Consider the following 14350-nt stretch of genomic DNA (forward strand, 5'->3'; position numbering starts at 1 on the left):
CGAAAGGCCGGCACAGTGACCAAGCGCAGGCCCGCGATCCTCGTCCTCGAGGACGGGCGCACCTTCCACGGCGAGGCGTACGGCAGCGTCGGGGAGACCTTCGGTGAGGCGGTCTTCAACACCGGCATGACCGGCTATCAGGAGACCCTGACCGACCCCTCGTACCACCGGCAGGTGGTGGTGCAGACCGCGCCGCACATCGGTAACACCGGCGTCAACGACGAGGACGACGAGTCCGGCCGGATCTGGGTCGCCGGGTACGTGGTGCGGGACCCGGCCCGGATCGGCTCCAACTGGCGGGCCACCGGCGGCTTGGAGGACCGGCTCGCCGCCGAGGGCGTGGTCGGCATCAGCGGGGTGGACACCCGGGCGCTCACCCGGCACCTGCGCGAGCGGGGCGCCATGCGGGTGGGCATCTCCAGCGTCGACGACGACCCGGCCGCCCTCCTCGACCGGGTACGCCGGTCGCCGCAGATGGTCGGCGCGGACCTCTCCGCCGAGGTGACCACCGCCGAGCCGTACGTGGTCGAGGCGCAGGGCCCGCACCGGTTCACCGTCGCGGCGCTGGACCTGGGCATCAAGCGCAACGTGCCCCGCCGGCTGGCGGCGCGCGGAGTGACCACCCACGTGCTGCCCGCCACCGCCAGCATCGAGGACCTGCTCGCCACCGGGGCGGACGCGGTGTTCTTCTCCCCGGGCCCGGGCGATCCGGCCACCGCCGACGGTCCGGTGGCCCTGGCCCGGGAGGTGCTGACCCGGCGGATCCCGCTCTTCGGCATCTGCTTCGGCAGCCAGATCCTGGGTCGGGCACTCGGCTTCGGCACCTACAAGCTGGGCTACGGGCACCGCGGCATCAACCAGCCGGTGCTCGACCGGGCCACCGGCAAGGTCGAGGTGACCAGCCACAACCACGGCTTCGCCGTGGAGGTGCCCGGTGCGCAGGCCGGGGCGGTGGTCCCCGACCAGGTGATCGACACCGCGTTCGGCGGCGTCCAGGTGTCGCACGTCTGCCTCAATGACAACGTGGTCGAGGGGCTGCGGGCCAAGGATGTGCCCGCCTTCACCGTCCAGTACCACCCGGAGGCGGCGGCCGGCCCGCACGACGCGGACTACCTCTTCGACCGCTTCGCCGAGCTGATCGAGGGCGGTGTCGCCCTCGACCGGAAGCAGAGCGAGGGCCGCGGCCTCGACCTGAATCACAGTGAAGGCGGAAAGAATGCCTAAGCGGACCGACCTCAAGCACGTCCTGGTGATCGGCTCCGGGCCGATCGTGATCGGGCAGGCCTGCGAGTTCGACTACTCCGGCACCCAGGCCTGCCGGGTGCTGCGCAGCGAGGGGATCCGGGTCAGCCTGGTCAACTCCAATCCGGCGACGATCATGACGGACCCCGAGTTCGCCGACGCCACGTACGTCGAGCCGATCACCCCGGAGTTCGTCGAGCTGGTCATCGCCAAGGAGCGTCCCGACGCGCTGCTGCCCACCCTGGGCGGCCAGACCGCGCTGAACACCGCGGTCGCCCTGCACGAGGCCGGGATCCTGGAGAAGTACGGCGTCGAGCTGATCGGCGCCGACATCGAGGCGATCCGGCGCGGTGAGGACCGGCAGTTGTTCAAGGACATCGTCGCCAAGGCCGGCGTCCGGATCGGCCTCGACGACCCGTCCTCGCTGGTGCCCCGTTCCCGGGTCTGCCACTCGATGGCCGAGGTCGAGGAGACCGTCGCCGAGCTGGGCCTGCCGGTGGTGATCCGGCCGTCGTTCACCATGGGCGGCCTCGGCTCCGGCATGGCCCACAACGACGAGGACCTGCGGCGGATCGCCGGGGCCGGCCTGGCCGCCAGCCCGGTGCACGAGGTGCTCATCGAGGAGAGCGTGCTCGGCTGGAAGGAGTACGAGCTTGAGCTGATGCGCGACCGCCACGACAACGTGGTGGTGGTCTGCTCGATCGAGAACCTCGACCCGATGGGTGTGCACACCGGCGACAGCGTCACCGTGGCCCCGGCGATGACCCTGACCGACCGGGAGTACCAGCGGCTGCGCGACCTCGGCATCGCGGTGCTGCGCGAGGTCGGGGTGGACACCGGCGGCTGCAACATCCAGTTCGCGGTGAACCCGGCCGACGGCCGGATTGTCGTGATCGAGATGAATCCCCGGGTGTCCCGCTCCTCGGCGCTGGCCTCGAAGGCCACCGGCTTCCCGATCGCCAAGATCGCGGCGAAGCTGGCCATCGGCTACACCCTGGACGAGATCCCCAACGACATCACCCTGAAGACCCCGGCGGCGTTCGAGCCGACGCTGGACTACGTGGTGGTGAAGATCCCCCGGTTCGCGTTCGAGAAGTTCCCCGGCGCGGACCAGGAGCTGACCACCACCATGAAGTCGGTCGGCGAGGCGATGAGCCTCGGCCGCAACTTCACCGAGGCGCTGAACAAGGCGATGCGCTCGATGGAGACCAAGGCCGGCGGGTTCTGGACCCGGCCGGACCCGGCCGACGCGACGAAGGAGAACACCCTCGCCGCGCTGCGCATGCCGCACGACGGCCGGCTCTACACGGTGGAGCGGGCGCTGCGGCTCGGCGCCTCGATCGCGGAGGTCGCCGAGGCGTCCGGCGGGATGGACCCCTGGTTCCTGGACCAGATCGCGGCGCTGGTCGAGCTGCGCGCCGAGATCGTCGACACCCCGGTGCTCGACGCCGACCTGCTGCGCCGGGCCAAGCGGGCCGGGCTGTCCGACCGGCAGCTCGCCGCGCTCCGCCCCGAGCTGGCCGGCGAGGACGGCGTCCGGGCCCTGCGCCACCGGCTGGGGGTACGCCCGGTCTACAAGACGGTCGACACCTGCGCCGCCGAGTTCGAGGCGACCACGCCCTACCACTACTCGACGTACGACCAGGAGACCGAGGTCGCGCCCTCGGACCGGCCCAAGGTGATCATCCTGGGCTCCGGGCCGAACCGGATCGGGCAGGGCATCGAGTTCGACTACTCGTGCGTGCACGCCGTCCAGGCGCTGCGCAGCGCGCCCATCGGCTCAGCCGCTGCGTCCGGTTCCGGCGTCGAAGGCGCCGGTTTCGGTTCCGGCGTCGAAGGCGCCGGCTACGAGACCGTGATGGTCAACTGCAACCCGGAGACCGTCTCCACCGACTACGACACCGCCGACCGGCTCTACTTCGAGCCGCTGACCTTCGAGGACGTCCTGGAGGTCTGGCACGCCGAGGACTCCTCCGGCCGGGCGGCCGGCGGCCCGGGCGTGGTCGGCGTGATCGTGCAGCTCGGCGGGCAGACCCCGCTCGGCCTGGCCCGGCGGCTCAAGAACGCCGGGGTCCCGGTGGTCGGCACCTCGCCGGAGTCGATCCACCTGGCCGAGGAGCGGGGCGCGTTCGGCGCGGTGCTGGCCCGGGCCGGGCTGCGCGCTCCGGCGCACGGCACGGCCACCTCCTACGACGAGGCGAAGGCGATCGCCGACGAGATCGGCTATCCGGTGCTGGTCCGCCCGTCGTACGTGCTCGGCGGGCGGGGCATGGAGATCGTCTACGACGACGCCACCCTGCGCGACTACATCGGCCGAGCCACCGACATCTCGCCCGACCACCCGGTGCTGGTGGACCGCTTCCTCGACGACGCCATCGAGATCGACGTGGACGCGCTCTGCGACGCCGACGGCGAGGTCTACCTGGGCGGCGTGATGGAGCACATCGAGGAGGCCGGCATCCACTCCGGCGACTCGTCCTGCGCGCTGCCGCCGATCACCCTGGCCGGCTCGCACCTGGCCCAGGTACGCCGCTACACCGAGGCGATCGCCCGCGGGGTCGGCGTGCGCGGCCTGCTGAACGTCCAGTACGCCCTGCAGGGCGACATGCTCTACGTGCTGGAGGCGAACCCGCGGGCGTCCCGGACGGTCCCGTTCGTCTCCAAGGCGACCGCGGTGCCGCTGGCCAAGGCGGCGGCCCGGATCGCGCTCGGCGCCACCATCGCCGAGCTGCGCGCCGAGGGGATGCTCCCGCCGACTGGGGACGGCGGCACCATGCCGGCCGACGCCCCGATCGCGGTCAAGGAGGCGGTGCTGCCGTTCAAGCGGTTCCGTACGCCGGCCGGCAAGGGGATCGACGTGCTGCTCGGCCCGGAGATGAAGTCCACCGGCGAGGTGATGGGCATCGACACCAACTTCGGGCACGCCTTCGCCAAGTCGCAGTCCGCCGCGTACGGGTCGCTGCCGACCGCCGGCAAGATCTTCGTCTCGGTGGCGAACCGGGACAAGCGCGGGATGGTCTTCCCGATCAAGCGCCTGGCCGACCTGGGCTTCGAGATCGTCGCCACCACCGGCACCGCCGAGGTGCTGCGCCGGCACGGGATCGCCTGCGAGCAGATCCGCAAGCATTTCGAGGCCGGTGCGGGCGAGGACGCGGTGTCGCTGATCCTCGGCGGCGACGTGGCTCTGGTGGTGAACACCCCGCAGGGCTCGGGCGCGAGCGCCCGCTCCGACGGGTACGAGATCCGCAGCGCCGCGGTGACCGCGGACATCCCCTGCATCACCACGGTCCCCGGCGCCGCCGCCGCAGTCATGGGCATCGAGGCCCGCATCCGGGGCGACATGCGCGTCCGCCCCCTGCAGGACCTCCACGCCACCCTGCGAGCCGCCCAGTGACCGCCGGCACCCTCGCGGTGATCATGAGGTTGGCGGCGGTCGAGGAGATCGACATCGCCGTCAACCTCATGATCGACGGGGCCCGGGGCCGGGGAGGCGCGGGGTGATCTTCGAGCGGGTGGTGCGGCCGCAGTTGTTTCGGATCGGGGGCGGGGACGCCGAGCGGGCGCACGAGTGGACGTTGGACCGGCTGGCCTCGGTGTCGCGGCGGCCGGCCGTGCTGGCGGCGCTGCGCGCCCGCTACCTCCGGTCCGCGCCGCGCACCGTGTTCGGGGTGGACTTCCCGAACCCGGTCGGGCTGGCGGCCGGTATGGACAAGAACGGGGTCGCGTTGCCGGCCTGGCCGGCGCTCGGCTTCGGCTTCGTCGAGGTCGGCACGGTCACCGCGCACGCCCAGCCGGGCAACCCCCGGCCCCGGCTGTTCCGGCTGCGGGACAGCGAGGCCGTGGTCAACCGGATGGGCTTCAACAACGCCGGCGCGGAGGCCCTCGCGGCCCGGCTGGCGGCGCTGCCGCGCCCGATCGGCGTACCCCTGGGGATCTCGCTCGGTAAGTCCAAGGTGACCCCGCTGGGCGAGGCGGTCGAGGACTACCTGGCGTCCTACCGGGCGCTGCGGGAGCACGGCGACTACTTCGCGGTCAACGTGTCCTCGCCGAACACCCCCGGCCTGCGGTCCCTGCAGGACCGGTCCCACCTGGACGCGCTGCTGGCGGCGCTGGTGGGGGAGAAGCCGGTGCTGGTGAAGATCGCCCCCGACCTGACCGAGCCGGCCATCGCCGAGTTGCTGGCGGTCTGTCTCGACCGGGGCGCGGCCGGGGTGATCGCCACCAACACCACCCTGGCCCGCGACGGGCTCGCCCCGGCCGACCGGACGCGGGGTGCGGAGACCGGCGGCCTGTCCGGCCGGCCACTGGCCGCGCGGGCCCGCGAGGTGGTCGCCTTCGTGCACCGGGAGACCGGCGGCCGGCTGCCGGTGGTCGGGGTCGGCGGCATCCTCGACCCGGACGACGCGACCCGGATGTTCGACGCCGGCGCGAGCCTGGTCCAGCTCTACACCGGTTTCATCTACCGGGGCCCGGCCCTGGTCCGGTCGGTCGCCCGGGCAGCCGCGCCGGCGACGGTGCCGGCCGGCCACCGGTGAGGCGAGGGCCGGGCGGGGAAGCTGCGCCGGGCCCGACGCGCGGCCCGGCCGCGAGGAGACGAAGGAGAGCCTGATGACGCCCGAGGAGATCCTCGCCACCGACCGCCGGCACGTCTGGCACCCGTATGCGGCGCTGCCGCCGGCCAGCCCGCCCTACGTGGTGGAGAGCGCCCGGGGCGTACGGCTGCGGCTGGCCGACGGCCCGGAGCTGGTGGACGGGATGTCGTCCTGGTGGGCGGCGATCCACGGCTACCGGCACCCGGTGCTGGACGCGGCCGTCACCGACCAGCTCGGCCGGATGAGCCACGTGATGTTCGGCGGCCTCACCCACGAGCCCGCGGTGCGCCTCGCGCGGACCCTGGTCGAGCTGGCCCCGGACGGCCTGGAGCACGTCTTCCTGGCCGATTCCGGCTCGGTCAGCGTGGAGGTGGCGGTGAAGATGTGCCTCCAGTGGCAGCGGGCCACCGGGCGGCCGCAGCGCCGCCGGCTGGGCACCTGGCGGGGCGGCTATCACGGCGACACGTTCCACCCGATGAGTGTCTGCGACCCGGAGGGCGGCATGCACCACCTCTGGGGGGACGTGCTGCCCCGGCAGGTCTTCGCGCCGGTGCCGCCGGACGGCTTCGACACCCCGCCCGACCCGGCGTACGAGGCGGCCCTGGTGGACGCGGTGGAACGGCACGCCGACGAGCTGGCCGCGGTGATCGTGGAGCCGGTGGTGCAGGGGGCCGGCGGGATGCGGTTCCACCACCCGCACTACCTGCGGGTGCTGCGCGAGGTGACCCGGGCGCACGGCATCCTGCTGGTCTTCGACGAGATCGCCACCGGCTTCGGCCGGACCGGGGCGATGTTCGCCGCCGAGCACGCCGGGGTCGCTCCGGACGTGCTCTGCGTCGGCAAGGCGCTCACCGGCGGCTACCTCACCCTGGCCGCCGCGCTCTGCACCCCCGAGGTGGCCCACGGCATCTCGGCCGACGGGGTGCTGGCGCACGGTCCGACCTTCATGGGCAACCCGCTCGCCTGCGCGGTCGCCAACGCCTCCCTGGGCCTGCTGGCGGCCGGGGACTGGGCCGGGCAGGTGGCGAGGATCTCCGCCGGGCTGCGGGCCGGCCTGGCGCCGCTGCGCGACGCCCCCGGCGTGGCCGACGTCCGGGTGCTCGGCGCGATCGGCGTGGTCCAGCTCGACCACGAGGTGGACATTCCCCGGGCGACCGCCGCCGCGGTGGCGCAGGGCGTGTGGCTGCGGCCGTTCCGGGACCTCGTCTACACCATGCCGCCGTACGTCACCGACGACGCGGACGTGGCGCGGATCGTGGCCGGCATCGAGGCGGCGGTCAAGGCGGGCTGAGCCGGCCCGCTGGCCGCCCCCGGCGGCCCGCCGGGGACACGCGTCGCACACCTCGGCGGCGGCCCTCGACGGGACGCGTGGACGGCCCGCGGCGGCGCACAGCACGGACGGCCGACCCGGGGACGGGCGGCGACAGGGTGACACCGACGTACGCCGCGGCGCGACGCCGCGCGACGGAGAGGGAGAGACGCGATGGAGACCTTCGGCGCCCGCCTGTACCGGGCCGTGGCGGAGCGGGGACCGCTCTGCGTGGGTATCGACCCGCACCCCGGGCTGCTGGCCCGCTGGGGGCTGTCTGACGACGTCGCGGGCCTCGACCGGTTCAGCCGGACGGTGGTGGAGGCGATCGGTGACCGGGTCGCGGTGGTTAAGCCGCAGTCGGCCTTCTTCGAGCGTTTCGGGTCCCGCGGGATCGCCGTTCTTGAGTCAACTATCCGACAGTTGCGGGAGGCGGGCGCGCTCGTTCTCCTCGACGTCAAGCGCGGCGACATCGGTTCCACGGTCAGCGCGTACGCCGCGGCGTACCTCGATCCATCCAGCCCGATGTATGTCGATGCGGTCACGGCGAGCCCGTACCTGGGGGTGGGGTCACTCGCGCCGATGTTCGAGCTGGCCGCCGCGCACGGTGGCGGCGTCTTCGTCCTGGCGCTCACCTCGAATCCCGAGGGCGCCGCCGTGCAGCGGGCCGTCGCGGCCGACGGGCGGACCGTGGCGCAGACCGTGATCGACGAGATTTCCCAGCTCAACCGGGGTGCCGAGCCGCTCGGTAGCCTCGGTCTGGTGGTCGGCGCGACCATCGGGGACACCGGTCACGACCTCTCCGCCGTACACGGTCCGCTACTCGCCCCGGGGCTCGGCGCGCAAGGTGCCACGGCGGCCGACCTGCGCACCGTGTTCGGGTCCAGCCTGCCGTCGGTGCTGCCGTCGTACTCCCGCGAGGTGCTGCACGCCGGGCCCGAGGTGGCCGCCCTGCGGGCCGCCGCCGAGCGGGTGCTGGCGGAGTGCCGGAGGACCCTCGCCACCTCATGACTGACTGACGGCTCGGTCACTTTACGTTGATCTTCGCGCGCCCACGTTGCCGAAAACTCCGTTGCCCGCTAGTTTTCCCCGCGCTGGGAACCACGGACCCCTTTGGTTGCCAGCGACACCACGTTTCACAGAAGCGACGGTGCGCTCCGCCCGTCGCGCTAGGGACCTGAGGAGAACTGGTGCCGCTCCCGTCACTGACCCCCGAGCAGCGCGCTGCCGCGCTGGAGAAGGCCGCGGAGATCCGCAAGGCCCGTGCGAAGCTGAAGGAGGACCTCAAGCAGGGCAAGACCAGCCTCGCCACCGTCCTCGAGCAGGCCGAGGCTGACGACGTCGTCGGCAAGCTGAAGGTGTCGGCCGTCCTCCAGGCGATGCCGGGCATCGGCAAGATCCGGGCCACCCAGATCATGGAGAAGCTCAAGATCGCCGACAGCCGTCGCCTGCGCGGCCTCGGCGAGCAGCAGCGCAAGGCTCTGCTTGGAGAGTTCGCCGCCAACTGAACGCCGTAGGCGTGTAGAAACAAGCGGTGAGCACGGATGACGAGGCGCGCCCGGCGGCTCGGCTCACTGTCCTGACCGGACCTTCGGGGGCCGGGCGGTGCAGTGTCGTCGAGCAGGTCCGGGCGCGCTTTCCGTTGGTGTGGGTGCCGGTGGTCGCCACCACCCGACCCCCGTGCCCCGGTGAGGTGGACGGCGTCGACCGGCTCTTCCTCGACCCCGCCCGTTTCGACCGGATGATCGCCGCGGACGAGCTGCTGGAGTGGAGCCGGATCGGGCCGTACCGGCGGGGCGTGCCGCGGGAGGGCGTCCGGTCCCGGCTCGCCGAGGGCCGGCCGGTGCTGCTCCCGCTGGACCTGCCCGGTGCGCTCGCCGTCCGGGCCGCCGTGCCGGGCCCGCAGCTGGTGCTCCTCGCCCCGCCCGGACACCGGCCGGACCCGGCCGTGGCCGCCGCCCTCACACACGCCGTGGCGCACGACCGGACCGAGCGTGCGGCGGACGAGCTGGTAGGCTTGCTCGGTTCTTCCTTCCTGGCTCCGGCCCAACCGCGCCCGAGCGGTTGAGAGGCCACCGCCTCCGGGCGGTGCATCAAGACGCAGAGGTTTATTCGTGGGATCCATCGCCACCAACCCCGAGGGCATCACCAACCCGCCGATCGACGAGCTCCTCGAGAAGACGACCTCGAAGTACGCGCTGGTGATCTTCGCCGCCAAGCGCGCGCGCCAGGTCAACGCCTACTACAGCCAGCTCGGTGAGGGCCTGCTGGAGTACGTCGGCCCGCTCGTGGAGACCACCCCCCAGGAGAAGCCGCTCTCCATCGCCATGCGCGAGATCAACGCGGGTCTGCTCACCGCCGAGCCGACCGACCAGCCGTAGCACCCGCCCGCGTCGATGTCCGCCGAGATCGTCCTCGGGGTCGGCGGCGGCATCGCCGCCTACAAGGCGTGTGAGCTGCTCCGGCTCTTCACCGAGTCGGGTCACCGGGTCCGCGTCGTGCCGACCGCGTCGGCGCTCCGGTTCGTCGGGGCGCCGACCTGGGCCGCGCTCTCCGGCCAGCCGGTCGCCGACGACGTCTGGTCGGACGTGCACGAGGTGCCGCACGTGCGCCTCGGTCAGCACGCCGATCTGGTCGTGGTGGCTCCCGCCACCGCCGACCTGCTCGCCAAGGCCGCCCACGGGCTCGCCGACGACCTGCTCACCAACACCCTGCTGACCGCCCGTTGCCCGGTGGTGCTCGCCCCGGCCATGCACACCGAGATGTGGGAGCACCCGGCCACCGTCGCCAACGTGGCGACCCTGCGGTCGCGGGGCGTGCGGGTGATCGAGCCGGCGGTCGGCCGGCTGACCGGCAAGGACACCGGCAAGGGCCGGCTGCCCGACCCGGCGGAGATCTTCGCGGTCGCCCGGCGGGCGCTCGCCCGGGGCGTCGCCGCCCCGGCCGACCTCGCCGGCCGGCACGTGGTGGTCACCGCCGGCGGCACCCGCGAGCCGCTCGACCCGGTCCGCTTCCTCGGCAACCGCTCCTCCGGCAAGCAGGGCTACGCGTTCGCCCGCGCCGCCGTCGCCCGGGGCGCCCGGGTCACCCTGGTCTCCGCCAACGTCACGCTCGCCGAGCCGGCCGGCGTGGACCTGGTCCGGGTCGGCACCACCGAGGAGCTGCGCAAGGCGACCCTCGAGGCGGCCGCGGACGCGGACGCCGTGGTGATGGCCGCCGCCCCCGCCGACTTCCGGCCGGCGGCCTACGCGCCCGGAAAGATCAAGAAGGCGGACGACGGCAGCGCCCCCACCATCGAGCTGGTCACCAACCCCGACATCGCGGCGGAGCTGGGCCGGCGCCGCCGGCCGGAGCAGGTGCTGGTCGTCTTCGCCGCCGAGACCGGCGACGCCGAGGCGAACGGCCGGGCCAAGCTCGCCCGTAAGCGGGCCGACCTGATCGTCATCAACGAGGTGGGCGTGGACAAGGTCTTCGGCGCCGAGACCAACGCCGCCACGGTGATCGGGGCGGACGGTGCGGTGCACCGACTGCCCGAGCAGCCCAAGGAGGACCTGGCCGACGCGGTCTGGGACCTCGTGGTCGCCCGGCTGATTGAGCAATCCTGACGGTTGGTCACCGCGCATTCCAGGGGTCACCCTGGGAGACAGGTGACTAAACTGCCGCCGAGCGACCTTTTCAAAGAGTTTTCACATGCTTAGGAGTGCCGTGACACGTCTCTTCACGTCCGAATCGGTCACGGAAGGCCACCCGGACAAGATCGCCGACCAGATCAGTGACGGCATCCTCGACGCGCTGCTCGCCCAGGACCCGCACAGCCGGGTCGCGGTCGAGACCCTGATCACCACGGGCCAGGTCCACGTCGCCGGTGAGGTGACCACCAAGGCGTACGCGGACATCCCGACCATCGTCCGGGACACCATCCTGGAGATCGGGTACGACTCGTCGAAGAAGGGCTTCGACGGCGCCTCCTGCGGTGTCAGCGTCTCCATCGGCGCCCAGTCGCCGGACATCGCGCAGGGCGTGGACAACGCGTTCGAGCTGCGTACCGGCTCGTCGGAGAGCGCGCTCGACGCGCAGGGCGCCGGCGACCAGGGCATGATGTTCGGCTTCGCCTGCTCGGAGACGCCCGAGCTGATGCCGCTGCCGATCGCGCTCGCCCACCGGCTGGCCCGCCGCCTCGCCGCCGTGCGCAAGGACGGCACCATCCCGTACCTGCGGCCGGACGGCAAGACCCAGGTGACCATCGAGTACGACGGGCTGCGCCCGGTCCGGCTCGACACCGTCGTGGTCTCCAGCCAGCACGCGGCCGACATCTCGCTCGACTCGCTGCTCACCCCGGACATCCGGGACCACGTGATCACTCCCGAGCTGGAGGGCCTCGGTCTCGACATCGACGGCTACCGGCTGCTGGTCAACCCGACCGGACGCTTCGAGATCGGCGGCCCGATGGGTGATGCCGGCCTCACCGGCCGCAAGATCATTGTCGACACGTACGGCGGCTACGCCCGGCACGGTGGCGGCGCCTTCTCCGGCAAGGACCCGTCCAAGGTGGACCGCTCGGCCGCGTACGCGATGCGCTGGGTGGCCAAGAACGTGGTCGCCGCCGGCCTCGCCGAGCGCTGCGAGGCGCAGGTCGCGTACGCGATCGGCAAGGCCCACCCGGTCAGCCTCTTCATCGAGACCTTCGGCACCGAGACCGTGCCGGTCGCCTCGATCGAGAAGGCCGTCGCCGAGGTGTTCGACCTGCGCCCGGCCGCGATCATCCGGGACCTCAACCTGCTCCGCCCGATCTACCAGCAGACCGCCGCGTACGGCCACTTCGGCCGGGAGCTGCCGGACCTGACCTGGGAGAGCACCGACCGGGCCGCCGACCTCAAGTCGGCTGCGGGAGCCTGACCGCGACCAGGCGCAGCGACCGGCGACCCGCCGACGGGTCGCCGGTCGCTCGCGTCTGCGTGGACCTGCCCCTGGCCCACCTCGACCGGCCGTTCGACTACCTGGTCCCCGCCGAGCTGGACGCCCAGGCGCGGCCCGGGGTGCGGGTGAAGGTGCGCTTCGCCGGCCAGCTCGTCGACGGCTGGCTGCTGGACCGGGTGGCGGAGTCCGACCACCCCCGGCTGGCGTACCTGGAGAAGGTGGTCTCGCCGGTGCCGGTGCTGGCGCCGGAGGTCGCCCGGCTGGCCCGCGCGGTCGCCGACCGGTACGCCGGCAGCCTCGCCGACGTGCTCCGGCTCGCCGTGCCGCCCCGGCACGCCCGGGTCGAGAAGGACGTCACCGCAGCCGCGCCGCCCGGCGACGCCGGACACCCGGCCGCCGCGGCTGCGACGACCGGCGGCGCCGACAACTCGGCCGCAGCGGCGACGACCGGCGGCGCCGACAACTCGGCCGCCGCGGCGACGACCGGCGACGCCGACGGTCCGGGCGGGGAAGGCGCCACCGCCGGGGCCGACCCGTCGGCCGCCGAGATGGTCGCCGGGCCGTCGCCGCAGGCGGTCGCCCGACCGTCCGCGCCGGCCGGCGGCGACCGGACCAGCGTGGACCCGCGCGGGTGGCGGGACTACCCGGCCGGGCCGGCCTTCCTGCGGGCGCTCACCGACGGGCGGGCGCCGCGCGCGGTCTGGTCCGCGCTGCCCGGGGAGGACTGGGCGGCCCGGTACGCGGACGCGGTCGCCGCCACCGTGGCCGGTGGCCGGGGCGCGCTGGTCGTGGTGGCCGACGCCCGGGACCTGGACCGCCTCGACGCCGCCCTGACCGGCACCCTCGGGCCGGGCCGGCACGTCTGCCTCTCCGCCGCGCTCGGCCCGGCCCGGCGCTACCGTGCCTTCCTCGCCGCCCTGCGGGGCGACGTGCCCGTGGTGATCGGCACCCGGGCGGCGATGTTCGCCCCGGCCGGGCGGCTCGGCCTCGTGGCGATCTGGGACGACGGCGACGACCTGCACGCCGAGCCCCGGGCGCCGTACCCGCACGCCCGGGAGGTGCTGCTCACCCGGGCCCAGCTCGACGCGGCGGCGGCACTGGTCGGCGGGTACGCGCGCACCGCGGAGGCCCAGCTGCTGGTGGAGACCGGCTGGGCCCGTGAGGTGGTCGCCGACCGGGCGACCGTACGGGCCCGGGTGCCGGCGATCGCGCCGACCGGGGACGACCCGCAGCTGGCCCGGGACCCCGGCGCGGCCTCCGCCCGGCTGCCCAGCCTGGCCTGGACCACCGCCCGGGACGCGCTCCGCGCCGACCTGCCGGTGCTGGTCCAGGTGCCCCGCCGGGGCTACCTGCCCTCGGTCGCCTGTGCCGACTGCCGGACGCCGGCCCGCTGCCCGCACTGCGCCGGGCCGCTCGCGTTGCCGGCCGCCGACCGGGTGCCCGCCTGCCGCTGGTGCGGCCGGGTCGCCGCCGCGTACGCCTGCCCGGAGTGCGGTGGACGGCGGCTGCGCGCCGCGGTCACCGGCGCCCGGCGGACCGCCGAGGAGTTGGGGCGCGCCTTCCCGGGGGTGCCGGTCCGCACCTCCGGGCGGGAGGAGGTGCTGAGCACGGTGCCGGGCGGGGCGGGCCTGGTGGTCGCCACGCCGGGCGCGGAGCCGGTCGCCGAGGGTGGCTACGGGGCGGTGCTGCTGCTCGACTCGTGGGCGCTGCTCACCCGGGCCGACCTGCGGGCCGGCGAGGAGGCGCTGCGCCGCTGGCTGGCCGCGGCCGCGCTGGCCCGCCCGGGCGTGACGGGTGGCCGGGTGGTGGTGGTCGCCGACGGCGCCCTCGCCCCGGTGCAGGCCCTGCTGCGCTGGGACGCGGCCTGGTTCGCCGTCCGGGAACTGGCCGAGCGCCGTGAGCTGGGTTTCCCCCCGGCGGTACGGATGGCCAGCGTCACCGGTGTGGCGGACGCGGTGGCGGACCTGCTCGCCGGGGCCCGGCTGCCGGACGGCGCGGAGGTGCTCGGTCCGGTCCCCGCCGACGAGGGGCGGGAGCGGATGCTGGTCCGGGTGCCCCGGGCCCGGGCGGCCGCGCTCGCCGAGGCGCTGCACGAGGCGGCCGGACAACGCAGCGCCCGTAAGGCCGCCGACCCGGTCCGCCTCCAGGTCGACCCGCTGAGCCTCTTCTGATCACCCCGCCTCCCACCGCCCCGCGCTCCGCCGGCCGCGCCGCTCGCCACGAGGGGCAGACCGAGGTACGCCCGGGCAGCGTGGCCGTCCGGCGTCGGATGGCCACGCTTTCCGGGAAT

The 14350-nt window shown here is 74.0% G+C and carries 11 protein-coding genes; all 11 read left to right on the plus strand.

The genetic code is table 11. The features are described 5' to 3' along the window. Positions 1–15: 15 nt before the first annotated feature. The 11 genes from carA (at position 16) to ACGF4F_RS28745 (ending at position 14231) form a co-directional block, all read left to right on the plus strand. Positions 16–1224, plus strand: a complete 1209-nt coding sequence (gene carA, locus ACGF4F_RS28695; RefSeq protein WP_357442651.1) for a glutamine-hydrolyzing carbamoyl-phosphate synthase small subunit — start codon at positions 16–18, stop codon at positions 1222–1224. Beyond that, complete coding sequence (gene carB, locus ACGF4F_RS28700) at positions 1217–4636, plus strand: carbamoyl-phosphate synthase large subunit (protein ID WP_357442653.1); 3420 nt, start codon at positions 1217–1219, stop codon at positions 4634–4636. Before carA ends, carB begins: the two co-directional genes overlap by 8 nt. A 103-nt stretch (positions 4637–4739) precedes the next feature. Beyond that, positions 4740–5777, plus strand: a complete 1038-nt coding sequence (locus ACGF4F_RS28705) for a quinone-dependent dihydroorotate dehydrogenase (protein ID WP_357442655.1) — start codon at positions 4740–4742, stop codon at positions 5775–5777. Positions 5778–5850: 73 nt separating this feature from the next. Then, entirely contained in the window at positions 5851–7125 is a 1275-nt protein-coding gene (locus ACGF4F_RS28710) for an adenosylmethionine--8-amino-7-oxononanoate transaminase (protein ID WP_357442657.1), read from the plus strand. 192 nt (positions 7126–7317) lie between these two features. Continuing rightward, positions 7318–8154, plus strand: coding sequence for an orotidine-5'-phosphate decarboxylase (pyrF, locus tag ACGF4F_RS28715; RefSeq protein WP_357442659.1), 837 nt, complete (start codon positions 7318–7320; stop codon positions 8152–8154). A gap of 179 nt (positions 8155–8333) precedes the next feature. Then, a complete protein-coding gene (gene mihF / locus ACGF4F_RS28720) occupies positions 8334–8651 on the plus strand; it encodes an integration host factor, actinobacterial type (RefSeq protein WP_357442661.1) in 318 nt (105 codons plus the stop codon). Between the two features lie 26 nt (positions 8652–8677). Beyond that, positions 8678–9211 (plus strand): guanylate kinase, encoded by a 534-nt coding sequence (locus ACGF4F_RS28725; protein ID WP_357442663.1) that lies wholly within the window; start codon positions 8678–8680, stop codon positions 9209–9211. 46 nt (positions 9212–9257) lie between these two features. Next, the gene (gene rpoZ, locus ACGF4F_RS28730; protein WP_013285517.1) at positions 9258–9524 is read left to right on the plus strand and encodes a DNA-directed RNA polymerase subunit omega; all 267 of its coding nucleotides are present in this window, start codon (positions 9258–9260) and stop codon (positions 9522–9524) included. Positions 9525–9539: 15 nt separating this feature from the next. Then, complete coding sequence (coaBC, locus tag ACGF4F_RS28735) at positions 9540–10748, plus strand: bifunctional phosphopantothenoylcysteine decarboxylase/phosphopantothenate--cysteine ligase CoaBC (protein ID WP_357442665.1); 1209 nt, start codon at positions 9540–9542, stop codon at positions 10746–10748. A gap of 85 nt (positions 10749–10833) precedes the next feature. Continuing rightward, positions 10834–12039, plus strand: a complete 1206-nt coding sequence (metK, locus tag ACGF4F_RS28740; RefSeq protein WP_357442667.1) for a methionine adenosyltransferase — start codon at positions 10834–10836, stop codon at positions 12037–12039. Positions 12040–12098: 59 nt separating this feature from the next. Then, positions 12099–14231, plus strand: a complete 2133-nt coding sequence (locus ACGF4F_RS28745) for a primosomal protein N' (RefSeq protein WP_357442669.1) — start codon at positions 12099–12101, stop codon at positions 14229–14231. Positions 14232–14350: the final 119 nt, after the last annotated feature.

Origin of the sequence: Micromonospora sp. NPDC047740 (assembly GCF_043204735.1) — a bacterium.
Classification (GTDB): Bacteria; Actinomycetota; Actinomycetes; order Mycobacteriales; family Micromonosporaceae; genus Micromonospora.

Bases quoted from the DNA above. Each gene is read 5' to 3' on its own strand.
- metK (WP_357442667.1), top strand. From the start codon at position 10,834: ATGCTTAGGAGTGCCGTGACACGTCTCTTCACGTCCGAATCGGTCACG.
- pyrF (WP_357442659.1), top strand. From the start codon at position 7,318: ATGGAGACCTTCGGCGCCCGCCTGTACCGGGCCGTGGCGGAGCGGGGA.
- ACGF4F_RS28710 (WP_357442657.1), top strand. From the start codon at position 5,851: ATGACGCCCGAGGAGATCCTCGCCACCGACCGCCGGCACGTCTGGCAC.
- coaBC (WP_357442665.1), top strand. From the start codon at position 9,540: ATGTCCGCCGAGATCGTCCTCGGGGTCGGCGGCGGCATCGCCGCCTAC.
- carB (WP_357442653.1), top strand. From the start codon at position 1,217: ATGCCTAAGCGGACCGACCTCAAGCACGTCCTGGTGATCGGCTCCGGG.